Source organism: Lysobacter terrae, from assembly GCF_054782215.1.
On record NZ_BAAGSX010000008.1, the window covers coordinates 316,391 to 333,369 of the forward strand.

The window sequence follows — 16,979 nt, forward strand, 5'->3', positions numbered from 1 at the left end:
TCTCTTGACCTGCCCCCGGTATCCTCGCGCGATGCGTCGCTGCCTCCCCCGATTGCTCGCCGCCGGCCTACTGTCTCTGCCTCTCGCCGGCGGCGTGCAAGCGGCTACGGTCGCCAGCGTCGACGTGCGCGGCCTCGATGAAACGATGGCCTTGAACGTGCGCGTGTCGCTGTCGCTCGTAGACGCGATCGGCAAGGACGTCTCCGGCCGGCGCCTCGCCTATCTGTTGCGCGAAGCCGAGAACGAAACCCGCGAAGCACTCGAGCCCTTCGGCTACTACTCGCCGCACATTACCGTCGAACGCACCCGCGACGGCGTGACCACGGTGGTCGACGATTCGGCATCGACGCCGGCGCCGGCCGGGAATGGAACCGCGGGCGCGAACACCGGCGCCGCCGCTCCGAGCGCCGTACCGGAGGAGAATGCCGCCACCCCGCCGTCCGCCACCGGCGAAACGCCGCCACCGGGCGAGCGCCGCGCCAACACGTCGCCGGTGAGCGTGACGATTACCGTGGAGCTCGGCGAACCGGTCACCGTGCGTCGCGCCAATGTCGCCATCGAAGGCGAGGGCGGAAAAGATAAATACCTGCGCGAGGACCTGGGCAAGTTCCTACCGCAGACCGGAGACGTCTTCGATCACACCCTGTACGAGGCGAGCAAGGCGCGCGTCACCCGCCGCCTGGCCGAGCGCGGGTACTTCGATGCCGATTTCGCCACGCGCCAGGTCGCGGTGACGCGCGCGGAGAACGCCGCCGACATCGACCTGGTGTGGACCAGCGGCGAGCGCTACGACATGGGGCCGATGACGATCACGCAGACGCCCAAGCGCATCATTCGCGACAGCCTGATCGAGCGCCTGATCTATTGGGACGAAGGCAGCTACTACCACCAGGGCAAGCTCGATCGTTTCCGCGAGTCGCTGGCGCGGCTCGACTATTTCGCCGGCATCGACATCGAGCCGCAACCGGAGAACGCCGTCGACGGCCGCGTGCCGATCAAGGTCACGCTGACCCCGGCCAAGCGCAGCATCTATACCGCCGGCCTCAGCTACGGTACCGACAGCGGCGCCGGCGTGCGCTTCGGCATCGAGCGGCGCTATCTCAACAATCGCGGCCACAAGTTGCTCAGCCAGATCGACTGGGCGGAGAAGCGCAAAACCGCGACGGTGCAGTACCGCATTCCCGCGTTCGCCTGGCTCGACGGCTGGTACACCATCAGCGCGCAGTTCAACGACGAGCAGACCGACTACATCGATACGCGCAAGATCGAGCTGGTGGGAAGCCGCAGCGGCCAGGTCAACGATCGCCTCAATGCGGTCGCTTCGCTGCACGCGCTGCGCGAGCGTTGGGCCTATGTGACCACTTCCAACACCACCAATGCGGCGCTTGCGCCGGTTGCGTACAACTACGCGACCTTCGTGTATCCGTCGTTGCGTGGCGAATACGTCGATGCGGACAATCGTCTGTTTCCGCGCGATGCGTTCGGCCTCACGCTCGAGCTGCGCGGCGGCCTCAGTGGGCTGGGTTCGGATGCGAGCTTCCTGCAGGCGTGGGCGCTCGGCCGCTGGTATCGCGGCATGGGGGATCGCAACCGCTTGATCATGCGCGGCGAGGCCGGTTACACCTTCACCAACGGCCTGGTCGACATGCCGCCGAGCCTGCGCTTCTTCGCCGGCGGCGACCGCAGTATCCGCGGCTACGCGTATCGCGAAGTCGGCCCGACGCTGATGAACGACACCGGCAAGAAGTACGCGCTGGGTGCGAAGAACGTGCTCACCGGCTCCGTCGAGTTCGAGCATTACTTCAACGACAGCTGGGGCGCGGCGGCGTTCGTCGACAGCGGCGATGCGTTCGACAACGACGCGCCCGACTTCCACACCGGCGTCGGCTTCGGCGTGCGTTGGCGCTCGCCGGTGGGGCCGGTGCGCCTGGATATCGCGCACGGCCTGTATGACCCGGATTCGCAGTACGAGATCTACCTCAACATCGGCGCGGATCTGTGATGGCGACCAAGCGGCCGACGACGATGACGCCGGAAGAGCTCCTTCGACAAGCTCAGGATGAGCGGGACGCGCACGAAGCGCGCATCGCCGAACTCCGCGCCAAGCGCCGCGCGCGCATGCGTTGGCTGGCGATCCGCAGCAGCATCGCCGCCGGCGCGTTGACGTTGGCATTCGCTGCAGCGCTGTACTGGCTACTGGGGACCGTCGGTGGCCGCGATGTGTTGTTGGGGCAGATCAAACAGCGCTTGCCGGCCGAGGCGCAGTTGTCGTGGCAACGCGCGGAGGGGCCGGCCTCGGGACCACTGGTGCTGCATGGCGTGCGCTTCACCTACGTCATGGCCGACCGGCACGGCCAGCGCGATCCGGCGCATCCTCGTCTGCTTGAATTCACCGCACAGCGGGTGACGCTCGACCCTGCGCTGCGCCCGCTGCTCGGCCGCCGCCTGCGTCTGGATGCACTGCAGTTGGAAGGCGCGACGCTTGAGATCCCCGAGAGCGACGAGCCGTTCGAACTGCCGCGCTGGCCCGAGTCGCTGCCGGCGATCAACCCCCCGCTCGCGCTGCAAGCCGACGACGTGCGCATCGACGGGCTGCGGGTGACGCAGGAGCGCAAGCCGATGATCGACGTGCGCCGCTTGCGCGCCGGCCTCGATGCGAGTGCGGGACGGCTGCATGTGGAGTCGCTCGATGCCGACACCGATCGCGGCCGCTTCACCCTGCACGGCGATTACGCGCCGCGCGACGACTATAAGATGGATCTCGTCGCTACGGCCGTATTGCCGGCGCAGGCGGGCACGACCGCGCCGCGGCTGGGTCTGGTGGCGCGCGGCGATCTGTCGCGCATGGATGTAGGCGTCGCCGGCCGTGCGCCGGGGCCCGTGCGCGCCACCTTGACCTTGCACGGCAAGGAGCAGCCGCGTTGGAAACTGCGTGCACACTCCGAAGCGCTCGACATCGCGCTGCTCACCGAAGGCAAGCCATCCGATACACCGATGGCCCTTCGCTTCGACGCCGATGGTGTCGGCGGCGAGATGAATCTGCAGGGCGAGTTCGCGCAGCGCGACGCGCAGGGCGGCGGCTTCACCGCGACCGTGTTGCCGTCGAAGCTACGCATCGAGAACCAGATCCTCGAAGCCAAGCCGCTGGCGTTGCGGGTGTTCGACGGCAACGTCGTGCTGCGCGGCCGCGCCGACTTCAATGATCCGGAGAACGCGACGCTGCGCTTCGCGGTGAACGCGCGCGGCCTGAAGTGGGGCGGCGCGAAGACCACGCCGAAGACGCCCACGCAGGCGGCAAGCGATACGCCGATGATCGCAGCCGATGCCGACCTCGGCCTGGCCGGAACTCTGCAGAACTGGGCGGCAATCGGTCGCGCCACGCTCACGCGCGATGGCGAGCGCGCGCTGGTGTACTTCGACGGCCGCGGCAACGACGCGCACGTGAATCTGAAGAACCTGCACGCACAGATGCCGAGCGGCGCGCTCGATGCGCGCGGCGACGTGGCCTGGAAGCCGGCGCTCGGCTGGACTATCGAGGCCACGCTGGCTGGTTTCGACCCCGGTTACTTCGCACCCGATTGGCCGGGCGCGCTGCGCGGTCGCTTCAGCACGCGCGGCACGACCCGCAGCGATGGCGGCCTCGATATCGCCGTGGATGCGCCGCAGATCGGCGGACGTCTGCGTGGGCGTCCGTTGCAGGGCCGCGGTCGCTTCCTCATGCGCGGTGCGGCCACGCCTGCGGCTTCAGACAGTTACGAGGGCGACGTCGCGCTGACGCTCGGCGGCAGCCGCATCGAAGCCAAGGGCAAGGTCGCGCACGCACTCGACGTCGTGGCCAGCTTCGCCCCGTTGCATCTCAACGATCTGCTGCCCGACGGCGCGGGCACGTTGCAAGGCACGTTGAAGCTCACCGGCGCGCGCAATGCACCGAACGTCGATGCCGACATCACCGGCAGCGGCCTGAGCTACGCCGGCTACCGCGCGCAGAGCATGAGCGCGCAGGGTCGCCTGCCGTGGCGCGGCGGTAATGGCTCGCTCGCCGTGCGCGCGAGCGGTCTGGATGTCGGCACGCCGGTGGATTCGCTCATCCTGGATGCGCGCGGCGTCGTGGAAAACCTGCAGCTGCAAGGCGAGGCGCGCGGCGAGATCGGCACGCTGGCGTTGAGCGGCAACGCCGCCAAGCGCGGCAACACCTGGCAGGGCGCGCTGGCATCGCTGCAGCTCTCGCCGGTCAAGGGCGCGCAGTGGCGATTGCAGCAACCGGCGCAATTCCGCTGGGATGGCCGCAACGGCGCGTTGTCCAATGCCTGTCTTGCTTCCAGCGGCGGCGGAGCACTGTGCGCGAATGCCGACTGGCCGCGTCATGGTCTCGACGTGCGCGGCGACAAGCTGCCGCTGACGCTGCTGGTGCCCTATCTGCCTGAACGCAGCGATCGACGCCCATGGATCGTGCGCGGCGACATCGATCTGACCGCGCAGTTGCGCCCTGCCGGCAATCACTGGAGTGGCTCCGCGCACATCACTTCGGCCAGCGGCGGCCTGAAGTTCAGCGAGCGCTCGCGAACGGAGATCATGCGTTACGGCGGCCTGAACCTCAGTGCGACCTTCGATCCGCAACGGATCACCGCCGAGCTGCACAGCTCGCTCAACGAAGATGGCCACGTCGATGCCCGCATCGCGACGGGCTGGGATGGGTACGCACCGCTGTCGGGCGAAGTCGGGATCGACACCGACGAGCTCACGTGGATGGAGTTGTTCTCGCCCGACATCGTCGAGCCCACCGGCCAGCTTCAGGGCCACATCACGCTCGGCGGAACGCGGGCGAAGCCGCTGCTCGGCGGCAACGCTCGACTGACTCGGTTCGCCACCGAGCTTCCCGCGCTCGCGATCCAATTGCGCGATGGCGACGTGCGCCTTGATGCTTTGCCCGACGGCAGCGCGCGCATCGCCGGCAGCGTGCGTTCGGGCGAGGGCACGCTCAACATCAACGGCACGCTCGGTTGGCAGGGCGACGACACACCGCTCGTGCTTTCGTTGAAGGGCGACAACGTGCTGTTGTCGGACACGCGCGACCTGCGCGCGGTCGCCAATCCGGACGTACAGGTGCGCTACGCCGCGAAGCAGCCGCTGCAAGTCACCGGAACGGTCACCGTGCCGTCGGCGCGCATCGATCTGGAGCGCCTGGACGAAGGTGTTTCGGCGTCGCCCGACGTGGTCGTGCTCGATCCGGTCAATCCCGAGGACACCGGCGCCTCACCGCTCGACATGGATCTGACGATCAAGCTCGGCGACGCAGTCACGCTGACCGGATTCGGCCTCGACGGCACGCTAGGCGGGCAGATGCGCGTGCGTGCGCGGCCGGGCCGCGAAATGATCGCGTCGGGACGCCTCGATGTGGATGGCCGCTATCGCGCCTACGGTCAGAAATTGCAAATCACGCGCGGCGAACTGGTGTGGTCCAACAGCCCGGTCGCCGATCCCATCCTCAACATCCGCGCCGAGCGCGAAGTAGGCGGAGTCACGGCCGGCATCGACGTGACCGGACGCGCGGCCTCGCCCCAGGCGAAGGTGTGGAGCAATCCGGCGAGTTCGCAATCGGAAGCACTGTCGTATCTCGCGTTGGGCCGCCCGTTGTCGAGCGCGAGCAGCGACGAAAGCCGCCAGCTCAACGCCGCCAACGCCGCACTGTCGGCCGGCGGCAGCCTGCTTGCGTCGCAGCTAGGCGCGAAGATCGGCCTCGACGATGCCGGCGTGATGGAGAGCCGTGCGCTCGGCGGCAGCGTCTTCGGCGTCGGCAAGTTCCTTTCGCCGCGCATGTACGTCGGCTACGGCGTGTCGCTGCTAGGCACCGGCCAGGTGCTGACGCTGAAGTACCTGCTACGCAAGGGCTTCGACATCGAGATCGAGTCGAGCACGGTGGAGAACCGTGCTTCGGTCAACTGGCGCAAGGAAAAGTAGCAGTGCATCCAGCGACTTGGCTTCCTATTGCGCGACGGTCGCGCCCATCAGCCGGGGCTTGCCGTCGATGACGTCGGTCCAGACCACCTGAACCTGGCCGCCGATCACGACCAGCTGCGGGAAACCGGTGCCGCGACCCCGTCCCTGCAGCTTTGCAACCTCGATGCGTTGAAGTTCGTGCGACAGGTCCGTGGCATAGCGCGCCAGCTGCAGCGATTGCCCGGCTTCATCTTCGCGCAGCCACAGCGCCCAGGCGGAGTCTTCGCCCAGTGCAACGTCGACGCGGCCCTGCACGGCTTCGCCCGAATCCAGCGTCACCGGAGCAGCGAAGGAATCGCCTGCGTCATGGGAACGCGCCAGCTTCAACGTCGGCACGTTGCCGGCAGCGGTGTACCAGCCGACCAGCGTTTCGTTGCCATTCGCCGCCACCGATGGGCCGTTGACCGGGCACGCGGGCATCGTCCATCGATCGGCGTGCACCGCGTGCGGTTCGCTCCAGGTTCCCGCCTGCAGGCGCGCGACGTAGATGTCGCGGATTTCCTCGGGGGTGCGATCGCGGAACACCAGCAGCGGACCGCGCGCCGTCGTCGCGACGTCTGTCTGGCAGCAGTCGCACGTCATCGCATCAACGCGCGTTTCGTCGTGCCGCTGTCCCTGCGCATCGATCGCGGCCGCGCGCAGGGTCATCGCGCCGCCGTGGCCTTCGTGCCCGCCATGTTCCTCGCCGCCGCCGGTTTCGCGACCGTCGAGCCAGGCAATCCCCACGCGATCGTTCGATGCGGGCCATAGCGAAACGAAACCGTGCTCGGCCGGCTTGCCGTCATCGTTCACCCGCATCGGTGCGGACCAGCTGTGGCCACCGTCGCTCGAATGCGTGAGCACCACGTCGTAGGCGTAGCTCGAGGTCGCGGATTTCTGCAGCCAATGCGCCCATAACGCACCATCCGGTGTGGCGGCGATGTGCGGTGTGTCGGCCCAATTCACGAACCAGTCGTCGCCGCGCGCGATCTGTTGCGGCGCGCTCCATGTGCCGTTCGCATACGTGGCGAACTTCAACGCATGGTCCTTGCCTTGGGGTTCGACCCAGGCGAGCAGCAGACGGCCATCGCGGGTGGCGATCAGATCGGGCTGCGCCGCGGCCGTTTCGACGGGCAAGGGCCACGTCTTGACGCTGACCTTGGCCGGTGCGGAAGGAGCCTGTACGGCGGCAGTGGCTTGGCCGGCAACGGGCCCTTCGCGATCGCAGGCAGTGAGCGGCGCGGTGAGCAGCAGGAGAAATGCGATCGAGGATTTCATCCGGCTAGCGTAACGCACGCCGCCATCGGATCAGGCGACCCGCGTCCGACCGTGCCGCGCAAGATGCACGAGCAACAGCGAGATGGCCGCCGGCGTCATGCCGGGAATGCGTTGCGCCTGTCCCACCGTCTGCGGTTGCACGCGCTGCAGCTTCTGCGTGACTTCCGCGGAGAGGCCGCGCACCGCGGCGTAGTCGAAGCCGGCGGGAATCGGCGTGCTCTCGTGCCGCTGCTGGCGTTCGATTTCCTCGCGCTGGCGATCGAGATAACCGGAGTACTTCACGCCGATCTCGACCTGCTCGGCCACGGCCGCATCGGCGACCGCGGGACCTAGCGAGGCGATCCGCATCAGCTTCGCGTAGTCGAGTTCCGGGCGCTTGAGCAGGTCGCGCGCGCTGGTCTCGCGAGTGATCTCGATGCCGAGCGTCGCGTTGATTTCGCGGCCCAGCGCGTTGTTGGGTGCGGCCCATACGGCGGACAGGCGCGTGTTCTCACGCTCGATCGCCTCGCGCTTGGCCTCGAAAACGGCCCAGCGCGCGTCGTCGACGAGATCCAGCTCGCGGCCCATCGGCGTCAGGCGCAGATCGGCATTGTCTTCGCGCAACTGCAAGCGGTACTCGGCGCGCGAGGTAAACATGCGGTATGGCTCGGAGGTGCCGTGGGTGATCAGGTCGTCGACCAGTACGCCGATATAGGCCTCGTCGCGACGCGGCGACCAGCCGTCGAAACCGCGCACGAAGCGCGCGGCGTTGACGCCCGCGAGCAGGCCCTGCGCCGCGGCTTCCTCGTAGCCGGTGGTGCCGTTGATCTGGCCGGCGAAGAACAGGCCGGCGATCGCCTTGGTCTCCAGCGTCGCCTTCAGCCCGCGCGGATCGAAGAAGTCGTACTCGATCGCGTAGCCGGCGCGGGTGATGTGCGCGTTTTCGAAGCCGCGGATCGAACGCACCAGCTCCAGCTGCACGTCGAAGGGCAACGACGTGGAAATGCCGTTCGGGTAGATCTCAGCGACGTCGAGGCCTTCGGGCTCGACGAAGATCTGGTGCGAGGCCTTTTCGGCAAAGCGCACGACCTTGTCTTCGATCGAGGGACAGTAGCGCGGGCCGATGCCTTCGATCTGGCCGGTGTACAGCGGCGAGCGGTCGAGCGCGCCGCGGATGATCTCGTGCGTACGTTCGCTGGTGTGCGTGATCCAGCAGGACACCTGGCGCGGATGATCGGCGGTCGATCCCAGGAAGGACATGACCGGACGCGGGTCGTCGCCGGGCTGCTCTTCCATCACCGAGTAATCGAGCGTGCGACCGTCGATGCGCGGCGGCGTGCCGGTCTTCAGGCGATCGACCACGAACGGGCCTTCGCGCAGCCGATGCGCGAGCGCGACCGCGGGCGGGTCGCCGGCGCGGCCGGCGGCGTAGGTGGTCTGGCCGACGTGGATCTTGCCCGCGAGGAACGTGCCGGCGGTGAGCACCACGGCGGGCGCCGCGAACGTCAGGCCGGTCTGGGTGACGACGCCGATGACCTTGCCGTCTTCGAACAGCATGTCGTCGACGGCGGACTGGAACAGGGTCAGATTGGGCTGGCTCTCTACCGTGCGGCGGATGAAGGCGCGGTAGAGCGAGCGGTCGGCCTGGCAGCGGGTCGCACGCACGGCCGGGCCCTTGCTCGCGTTGAGCCGCCGCCATTGGATACCGGCGGCGTCGGCGGCGCGCGCCATGACACCGCCCAGTGCATCGATTTCCTTGACCAGGTGACCCTTGCCGATGCCGCCGATGGCCGGGTTGCAGCTCATCGCGCCGACGGTTTCCACCGAATGCGTGAGCAGCAGCGTGCGCGCGCCGGCCCGTGCCGCGGCGAGCGCCGCCTCGGTGCCGGCATGGCCGCCGCCGACCACGATCACGTCGTATTGGTAGAAGGACTGGGACAAGGTCGTGCCTGTGTGTGGGAACGCCGGGGCAGCGGCGATATGGCTGGCAATTTTACTAGAGCAATCAGTTGCTTGCCGGTTCCGCGCTGCGGCTCGGTCGCGACCGTCGCCTGCTGGGGCGAAATGTTGGCATGCAACCTGCGATACCTCCCTGCACCCAGCGGGGCAGGCGCTCGACGCCGGCTAGATTTGGAACAGGGGCTGGCCAAGCGCTCGCGGGGAAGCACGGGGGTCGAATGTCGGGGGACGTTCGGCCCCTTTTTTATTGCCCGGACGCCGGAATCGTGACCGTGTTGGCGGTCGCCGCGCGACCTGTGTCGCGAATACGCGTGGTCGAAAGCGGGAGTGAGTGGCTAAGCCGGCGCGTCTGGAGGGTAGGAGCCGGCGTCCAACGAAGGCGGAACAGGGGGGATCCGTGATTCTCCGTCGGACGCCGACATGGGCGCTTGCCACCACCGACCTGGCCCGGAGCGTCGAAATGCGACGTAACCGGTCAGTGGTTTGCAGCTTGCCGTCACTTCAGAAGTAGCGCAAGCGCCTGGCAGCGCCGTTCTGTGATGCGTTGCCGCCTTTGCGGCGACGGGTGGTCACGGCTCCTGCGTCGTGGTCCGTGGGCGACGAGTTTCCTGATTGCGGTGCGGAGCCTCGCGTACCCGCGGCCCGTCTCCACGATCCTCATGGCGCGGCGCCGACGGGCCGGGCATCGTCGCGCCGGGCGGCGGCGTCTGCGCGCGGTAGTCGCGACGCCGGTCTTCTACGCGTCGGCGCGGGTCGAGGTTGCGCCACGGCGGCGGGTTGTCGTGGTCGTCGTCGTTGTCGTTATGACCAGGACCGTGCGGCCTCGGCCGGTGGTAGTAGTACGGGTTGTAGTAGTAATAGGGGCGGCGGTAGTACGGATAGCCGTAGTAGCCGGAGCCGTAGTACGGGTAATAGCCGTAGCCGGGGTACCCGCCATAGCCGCCGTAGGGGTAGCCGTAGTCGTAGTAGCGGTATTCGACGCTCGGCTGCCCGTAGTAATAACCGTCGCGGTAGCCGTAGTCGGTCACGCACCCGCCAAGCAGCCCGACGAGCAGGGTGGGTAGAAGAAGTTTGCGGATCATGGCGGAGCCCCCGTGTGTGTTCGCCAGATTCGGTCCGCGGCTTTGAACTCGGGCTTAACTCGCCGGCCCCCGGCGAAGCCGGCGCGAAGCCGTTAAGCACGGCCGCCGCGCTAGCATCTGCGCATGAACTCCGCTCCCGATTTCGCGGCCGCCGGCCGCAACGTGGTCGAAGCCGCCCCGGCGGCGCTGCCGACCTTCGACGACGTACTCGCCGCGGCGGCGCGCATCGCCCCACACGCGCACCACACGCCGGTGCTGCGCTCGCGCTCGCTCGACGCGCTGGCCGGCTGCGAACTGCACTTCAAGGCCGAGCACCTGCAGCGTGCGGGCGCCTTCAAGTTCCGCGGCGCCTGCAACGCGGTGTGGTCGTTGCTGCAGGCGACGGCGCCGCGCGGGGTGGTGACGCATTCGTCCGGAAATCACGGCGGCGCGCTCGCACTGGCCGCCAGCACCCGCGGCATTCCCTGCCACGTGGTGGTGCCGCATAACGCCGTGGCGGCGAAGGTCGCGGCGATCCGTGCCTACGGCGCCACGCTGCATTACTGCGAGCCCACGATCGCCGCGCGCGAAGCGGCATGCGCGCAGATCCAGGCCAACACCGGCGCGGAACTGGTTCATCCCTATACCGACCCGCGCGTGATCGCCGGCCAGGGCACTGCCGCGCTGGAGTTGGTCGGGCACGATGGCCGCTTCGATGCGGTGGTGACGCCGCTGGGCGGCGGCGGATTGTTGAGCGGTACTGCCATCGCGACCGCGGCCGTGTCGCCCGGCACCCGCGTGTTCGGCGCCGAACCTGCCGGCGCCGCCGACGGCTACGCCTCGCTGCAGCGCGGCGAGCGCGTCACCGAACTCGTCCCCGATACCATTTGCGATGGCCTGCGCGGCTTGCTCGGCGCCCCCAACTTCACTCTGCTGCGCCAGCACCAGGTGGAGGTGATGCTGGCCGACGATGGCGCCACGATCCGCGCACTGCAGGTGTTCTGGCAACGGACGAAACAAATGATCGAACCGTCTTCGGCGATCGCGCTGGCGGTGATCCTGGCCAATCGCGAGCGCTTTGCCGGCCAGCGCGTCGGCGTGATTCTTTCCGGCGGTAACGTCGACCTGCCGGCGCTGGCTGCGCTGTTCGCGAACGAGGGCTGACCGTTGTTGCGGCGGACGTAACGCCCCGTTCGCCCCAGTGGGTTAGAAGCCCGCCCATGGTGGGCTCTATTCTTCGCCCGTCTTCCGCGGGCGCGCCTTGTAACGCATTCTTCTCCGATCCAGCCCTACAGTCTGCGCCCCGCCCGCTTCCGGAGTCCGCATGCACGCTGTGTTGCGCAGGCCCTCATTCTGGATCGCCGCGATGGCGATCGTGCTCGCGCTGGGCTTCCTCGGCTCGCGTGGCATCTGGGATCCGGACGAGGGGCGTTACACCAACGTCGCCTTGAACATGCTCGACAGCGGCGATTGGTTGAACCCGCGCCGCAGTGAGGAAGTCGGACACTGGACCAAGCCCCCGCTCACCTATTGGGCGATCGCGTCCAGCGTGGCCGTGTTCGGACAGAACGCCTTCGCCGCGCGGCTGCCGGTAGCCCTGTCCTATTTGTTGTGCGTGTGGCTGGCCTGGCGGGTCGCGCGCCGCCTGGCGCCCGGGAGCGAACTCACTGCGGCCGCCGCATACGCCACCATGCCATTCGCAGTTGGCGCGGCGCAGATGATCACGACCGATTACGTGCTGGCGGCCTGCACCGGCATGGGGATGTGGGCCTTCGTAGAAGCGCGTTTCGGAAACAGGGCATCATCCAAGCGCTGGACCGCATTGATGTGGATGGCTTTCGCGCTGGGGTTCCTGACCAAGGGGCCGCCGGCACTGGTGCATCTGCTGGTGGTACTCGCCTTCGACCAGCTGATGCCCGCACGCAAAAGCAGCCGTGTGTTCCAGTGGTCGGGGCTGCTGCTGTTTCTGCTGCTTGCCCTGCCGTGGTATGTCGCCGTTATCGCCAATCATCCGGGCTTGTTCCGCTACTTCATCGGCGACGAAGTGGTCAATCGCGTGACCACCGACGAATTCGGCCGCAACGGCCAGTGGTACGGCTGGCTGGTCGCCTACGGCCCCACGCTGTTGCTGGGCACGCTGCCGTGGACGCCGGCGCTGCTGCGCTGGGCCCGCGCGCTACCGGCGCGCGTGCGCGGTTGGCGCGATGCAGGGCAGCGCGAACGCGACGCCGCGATGTTGCTGTTGGCGCTATGGCTGCTGCTGCCGCTGCTCGTGTTCTGCATCGCACGTTCGCGCCTGCCGCTGTACATCCTGCCGCTGTTCCTGCCGCTGGCCGTAATCGTGGCCGCGCAGCGCCAGGGCGAAGGGCGGGAATTGTCGTGGCGTTGGCTCGGCGCCTGGACTGCGCTGTTGCTGGCGCTGAAATTCGCTTCGTCGCTATGGCCTACCCACAAGGATGCGTCGGAGTGGGCGCGGGAGATCCACGCGCGCGCCGGTGGCCCGGTACACGAGGTCTTGTTCGTCGAAGACATGGCCCGCTACGGCCTGCACCTGCATCTGGATGCCGAGATCGAGAAGTTGTCGCTCGATCCCGAGCCGCAATCGCGATTCAACCCGAGCTATGACGAAACCCTGGCGCAGGAACTGACGAAGCACGAGCCCGACGCGATCTGGATCTGCAAGCAGGCCCTGTGGCCGAAGCTGCAGCCCCGCTTCGCTGCATTGGGATATCGCGCGCAGCCATTGGGCACCCCGTACCAGGGTCGCATCATTTTCCGAGTGTCGCGGTCCTAGCCGCGGCGTCAGGCGCCGCGATCGCTGCGCAGGTCCTGGGTCGCCTTGCGGTCGCCGGCCGCGGCGCGCGCGGCGACGATGCTGAAGCACACGATGCCGGTGATCACCAGCAGCGCGCCCCACAGTGCGGAGCCTCGCGGCCAGGCTTCATGCAGCCATAGCGCGCCGATGAACGTGGCGAACAGGATCTCCGCCGCCTGCATCGCTTCGGCCGCCGCGAGCGCGGTGGGATCGTTGCGGACCATGCCTGTGGCCTGGAAGAACAGCACGGTCGCGATCACGCCGGCGCCGAGCGCGACGCCGGCCGCGAGCCATACTTGGTCCGCGGGCGGCGCGCCGGTTCCGGCGAAGGCGAATGCCGCCACCAGCCACCACAGCGGCTGACTGGCCAGCGTCATGCCGAATACGCGCTGGGTGGCGTTGAGCTCGACGCCCACGCGTTCCAGGTGCAAAAGCAGGCCGCGATTGCCGAGGGGATAGGCGAACGCGCTGATGGCGACGGCGACCAGTGCGAACCATGCATCGCGATCGAGTCGGCCGCCGCTGTGTCCGATCTGCATCAGCAGGACGCCACCAATCACCACCACTCCGGCCGCGAGCGCGGGCAGGGGAATGCGTGCGCGCGCATCGCGGTAAAGGAACGGCGCGCACAACATCCCGGCGATGACGGTGAGCTGGAACGTCCCCGCGACCAGCCAGGATGGCCCGCTCGCCGCCGCATAGCTGAGCAGCAGGTAGAACAGGACGAAGCCGACGCTGCTCCACAACAGCCAAGGACCGGGATGGGTGCGGATCGCGCGCCAGACCGGCTTCATGCCGCCCTGCCATGGCATCACCGCGAGCATGATCGGCAGCGTGATCAGGTAACGCAGCGTCGCCGTCCATGCCCAATGGCCGCCGCTCGTTGCGGCCGCGCGATTGAGCACATACGTGCAGGTGAAGAACAACGCCGACAACAGCGCGATGCCCACCGCCGCCAGGGCGACGCCGCGCGCCGAACGCGTCACCCGCGCCTCCGGATCGGAATCTTCGCCACGGGCACGGAGACCTCGTCGACGCCACCGATGCGGATCGGCGTGCCCGGCTGCGGACCCCAGGCATGCGCGGTGATGACTTCCCACGTCGCCGGCAGCTTGCCCTCGCGGCGCAGCGGCTCGTAGCCTTGCGCGGCGCGGGCGAAGCGTTCGCGACCGGTGAGGCTGCGCCGGCGCGTGCGCAAGGCATTGGTGGCGCCCAACGTGCGCAACTCCCGCATCAGATCGCCGAGCGAGTCGTGCTGCAGGCGGAACTCATCGCGATCGAGTACCGGATCCTTGAAGCCGGCGGCGATCAGCGCATCGCCGAACTGCGCGATCGTTGCGAACGGGCTCACATGCGGAGCACTGTCCGCATGCGAGAAGGCTTCGCGCAATTCCCACAGCGTGTCCGGGCCGAACGTCGACAGCACCATCAGGCCATCGGGCTTGAGCACGCGACGGAATCCGGCGAACACCGCCGGCAGATCCTCGATCCACTGCAGGCAGAGATTGGAGAACAGCACGTCGACGCTGCCATCCGCGAGCGGCAACGCGCGCGCGTCGGCGCAAACGGCGTGCGGGCGCTGCTTGAACGGGCGCCAGCCGCCGGCGTTGCGGCGGCTTTCCTGCAACATCGGCAAGGCCAGGTCGAGTGCGATCACCTGCGCCTTCGGCCAACGCTTCTGCATTTCGACCGTGGCGTGTCCCGGTCCGCAGCCGATATCGAGCGCGACCTGCGGCGTACGTGGCTTGCCGCCTTCAGCCTCGCGCTGCGCGCGTTCGTCGTAGTAGTCGAGCGACTCGAGCAGGCGCGAACCGACCTCGCGCTGCAAGGCCGCGGCATCGTCGTAATGATGCGCCGCGCGCGAGAAGGCGCGGCGGACCTGGCGGTGATCGAAGAGGTCGCTCACGGCAGCGCCTCCATGAATTGCGTGATCTCCGCGGCAACCTGGTCCGATGCGCCAAGAAACGGGGCATGTCCGGCATGTGCGATCACCACGCTGCGCGCGTTGTGCGCCAGCGCGGCCGCGGCAGGCATCGCGCCGGCGGGGACGAGCCGATCGCGCCGACCCGACATCCACAAGCTCGGCACGCACAGCATCGGCAGTTCGCTGCGCACGTCCAGGCGATCCAGCAGCTGCAGGCCTTCCAGTAGCGTGCGCGCCGCCGGTTCGCCGCGCGCGAACGCCTGCGCGCGCAGGCTGCGCAGTTCTTCCTGCGCGTGCGCGGAACCCAGGGCCTCGAGCGCGAGAAAACCTTCAAGGGTGCCGCGGAAATCCTTCGCCAGCGCCTCGCCGAAATCGCGGAACAGTTGTGCGCCGACGCCATGGCTCCAGTCCTCGCCCACCACGAAGCGCGGCGAAGACGCGACCATGATCAGGCCGCGCACCGCGTGCGGATGATCGAGCGCCGCGCGCAGAGCGAACTGCCCGCCGAGCGACCAGCCCAGCCATGCGGCATCGGGCACGCGCGCGACCAATTCGGCCGCCAGCGTTTCCGGCACCAGCGGGGTGTCGTCTTCGCGTGCGTAACCATGGCCCGGCAGGTCGACCAAGTGCAGCGTGTAGCGGTCCTGCAGCCGCTCGACCAGCGGCGCGAACAGGCCGCCGTGCATCGCCCAGCCATGGATGAGTGCGAGCGCGGGACCTTGCCCGCGCGTTTCGATGTACATCGGAATCTTCCTCAGCGCGGCTGCGCGAGCATCTCGGCGACGCGTGCCTCGGCTTCCGCCTTGTCGCGAGCGCGTCCGAGCGCATCCACCAGACCGTCGATATCGGCATGCGTATGCAACGCCGACAGCGTGACGCGCAAACGCGCACGGCCTTCCGGCACCGTCGGCGGACGGATCGCCGCCACCCAGTAGCCGCGCTGCTCGAGCGTCGCCGACATCGACAACGCACGCTTGTCGCTGCCGCACATCACCGGTTGGATCGGCGTGTCCGACGGCAGTAGCACCAGGCCGGCCTGGGCCGCGCGTTCCTTGAAATGCGCGATCAAGTCGTAGAGCTTGCCGCGGCGCCAGTCTTCGCCGCGTGCGAGTTTCACCGCGGCGAGCGTCGCCGCGGCCTGTGCCGGCGGCAATGCCGTCGTATAGATGTAGGGACGTGCGTTCTGGATCAGGTGTTCGATGATGTCCGCATCGCCGACCACGGCCGCGCCGTAGCCGCCCAGCGCCTTGCCGAGCGTGACCAGTTGCAGCGGCACCTGTGTGGCCGTGAGTTGCGCTTCGGCGACGCTGCCGCGGCCTTCGGGTCCGACCACGCCGACGCCGTGGGCGTCGTCGACGTACATCAACGCTTTCTGCACGCGGGCGGCGAGCGCCAGTTCGCGCAGCGGTGCCACGTCGCCGTCCATGCTGAAGACACCATCGGTCGCCAGCATGGCGACGCCATCGGCGGCTTCGCGCATCAGGCGTAGTGCGCCGTTGGCGTCGCCGTGCGGATAGCGGCGCAGCTTGCAGCCAGCCAGGCGCGCGGCGTCGATCAGGCTGGCGTGGTTGAGGCGATCCTGCACGCAGACGTCGTCGTCGCCGAGCAGCGACTGGAGCACAGCGAGGTTGGCCATGAAGCCGCTGCCGAACAGCAGCGCGCGCGGCGCGCCGAGCCAGTCGGCCAGTTCCTTTTCCAGCGCTTCGTGCAGCGCGTGGTGGCCGCACACCAGGTGCGAAGCGGTGCCGCCGGCGCCTTCGCGCGAGGCCGCGTCCTGCAGCGCATTCACCACGGCGAAGTGTTGCGACAGGCCGAGGTAATCGTTGCTGCAGAAGTTCAACAGCTTTTGCGGTTTGCCGTTCGCATCGAGGATTTCGACGCGCGCGCCATCGCGGTGCGTGACCGGCCGCAGGACGCGCAGGCGCGACGCGGCGATGCGTTCGGCACGCGCCGCTGCGATGCGCTCACGCCAGGACGCGCGTGCCAT

At 68.2% G+C, this 16,979-nt stretch carries 11 protein-coding genes; 4 read left to right on the plus strand and 7 right to left on the minus strand.

What is annotated here, in order from left to right:
* The first annotated feature begins 31 nt into the window (after window positions 1-31).
* Window positions 32-2,002, plus strand: coding sequence for an autotransporter assembly complex protein TamA (locus tag ACYVJ8_RS13190; protein ID WP_460713116.1), 1,971 nt, complete (start codon window positions 32-34; stop codon window positions 2,000-2,002).
* 116 nt (window positions 2,003-2,118) lie between these two features.
* Window positions 2,119-5,958 carry a translocation/assembly module TamB domain-containing protein gene (locus tag ACYVJ8_RS13195; RefSeq protein WP_460713734.1) on the plus strand — a complete coding sequence of 1,280 codons (3,840 nt, stop codon included), beginning with the start codon at window positions 2,119-2,121 and terminating at the stop codon, window positions 5,956-5,958.
* A 24-nt stretch (window positions 5,959-5,982) separates the two neighbouring features.
* Here the strand turns inward: ACYVJ8_RS13195 and ACYVJ8_RS13200 are convergent, their stop codons facing one another.
* The 3 genes from ACYVJ8_RS13200 to ACYVJ8_RS13210 all read right to left on the minus strand — a co-directional run bounded on the left by ACYVJ8_RS13200 (window position 5,983) and on the right by ACYVJ8_RS13210 (window position 10,274).
* Window positions 5,983-7,254 carry a sialidase family protein gene (locus tag ACYVJ8_RS13200; RefSeq protein ID WP_460713118.1) on the minus strand — a complete coding sequence of 424 codons (1,272 nt, stop codon included), beginning with the start codon at window positions 7,252-7,254 and terminating at the stop codon, window positions 5,983-5,985.
* A gap of 30 nt (window positions 7,255-7,284) precedes the next feature.
* On the minus strand, window positions 7,285-9,174 hold the full coding sequence (mnmG, locus tag ACYVJ8_RS13205) for a tRNA uridine-5-carboxymethylaminomethyl(34) synthesis enzyme MnmG (RefSeq protein WP_460713120.1): 1,890 nt from the start codon (window positions 9,172-9,174) through the stop codon (window positions 7,285-7,287).
* Between the two features lie 587 nt (window positions 9,175-9,761).
* Window positions 9,762-10,274 carry a hypothetical protein gene (locus ACYVJ8_RS13210; RefSeq protein WP_460713122.1) on the minus strand — a complete coding sequence of 171 codons (513 nt, stop codon included), beginning with the start codon at window positions 10,272-10,274 and terminating at the stop codon, window positions 9,762-9,764.
* Between the two features lie 123 nt (window positions 10,275-10,397).
* Here ACYVJ8_RS13210 and ACYVJ8_RS13215 point away from each other — a divergent pair, with 123 nt between their 5' ends.
* Window positions 10,398-11,417 (plus strand): pyridoxal-phosphate dependent enzyme, encoded by a 1,020-nt coding sequence (locus tag ACYVJ8_RS13215; protein WP_460713124.1) that lies wholly within the window; start codon window positions 10,398-10,400, stop codon window positions 11,415-11,417.
* Window positions 11,418-11,577: 160 nt separating this feature from the next.
* Complete coding sequence (locus ACYVJ8_RS13220; RefSeq protein WP_460713126.1) at window positions 11,578-13,047, plus strand: ArnT family glycosyltransferase; 1,470 nt, start codon at window positions 11,578-11,580, stop codon at window positions 13,045-13,047.
* Window positions 13,048-13,055: 8 nt separating this feature from the next.
* Here the strand turns inward: ACYVJ8_RS13220 and ACYVJ8_RS13225 are convergent, their stop codons facing one another.
* Genes ACYVJ8_RS13225 through bioF form a run of 4 tightly spaced genes read right to left on the minus strand, consistent with a single transcriptional unit; the run spans window position 13,056 to window position 16,979 of the window.
* On the minus strand, window positions 13,056-14,054 hold the full coding sequence (locus ACYVJ8_RS13225) for a multidrug resistance efflux transporter family protein (protein ID WP_460713128.1): 999 nt from the start codon (window positions 14,052-14,054) through the stop codon (window positions 13,056-13,058).
* Window positions 14,051-14,974: a malonyl-ACP O-methyltransferase BioC gene (gene bioC / locus ACYVJ8_RS13230; RefSeq protein ID WP_460713130.1), complete on the minus strand. Its 924-nt coding sequence runs from the start codon at window positions 14,972-14,974 to the stop codon at window positions 14,051-14,053. The genes ACYVJ8_RS13225 and bioC overlap by 4 nt, the downstream gene beginning before the upstream one ends.
* A complete protein-coding gene (gene bioH, locus ACYVJ8_RS13235) occupies window positions 14,971-15,735 on the minus strand; it encodes a pimeloyl-ACP methyl ester esterase BioH (protein WP_460713132.1) in 765 nt (254 codons plus the stop codon). The genes bioC and bioH overlap by 4 nt, the downstream gene beginning before the upstream one ends.
* Window positions 15,736-15,746: 11 nt before the next feature.
* Window positions 15,747-16,979 (minus strand): 8-amino-7-oxononanoate synthase, encoded by a 1,233-nt coding sequence (gene bioF, locus ACYVJ8_RS13240; protein ID WP_460713135.1) that lies wholly within the window; start codon window positions 16,977-16,979, stop codon window positions 15,747-15,749.

What these genes read in the sequence shown, in the direction of transcription:
- bioF (WP_460713135.1), bottom strand. Translation starts at nt 16,979, where the DNA reads ATGGCACGCGCGTCCTGGCGTGAGCGCATCGCAGCGGCGCGTGCCGAA.
- ACYVJ8_RS13220 (WP_460713126.1), top strand. Translation starts at nt 11,578, where the DNA reads ATGCACGCTGTGTTGCGCAGGCCCTCATTCTGGATCGCCGCGATGGCG.
- ACYVJ8_RS13210 (WP_460713122.1), bottom strand. Translation starts at nt 10,274, where the DNA reads ATGATCCGCAAACTTCTTCTACCCACCCTGCTCGTCGGGCTGCTTGGC.
- ACYVJ8_RS13195 (WP_460713734.1), top strand. Translation starts at nt 2,119, where the DNA reads ATGCGTTGGCTGGCGATCCGCAGCAGCATCGCCGCCGGCGCGTTGACG.
- ACYVJ8_RS13190 (WP_460713116.1), top strand. Translation starts at nt 32, where the DNA reads ATGCGTCGCTGCCTCCCCCGATTGCTCGCCGCCGGCCTACTGTCTCTG.
- ACYVJ8_RS13215 (WP_460713124.1), top strand. Translation starts at nt 10,398, where the DNA reads ATGAACTCCGCTCCCGATTTCGCGGCCGCCGGCCGCAACGTGGTCGAA.
- bioH (WP_460713132.1), bottom strand. Translation starts at nt 15,735, where the DNA reads ATGTACATCGAAACGCGCGGGCAAGGTCCCGCGCTCGCACTCATCCAT.
- ACYVJ8_RS13200 (WP_460713118.1), bottom strand. Translation starts at nt 7,254, where the DNA reads ATGAAATCCTCGATCGCATTTCTCCTGCTGCTCACCGCGCCGCTCACT.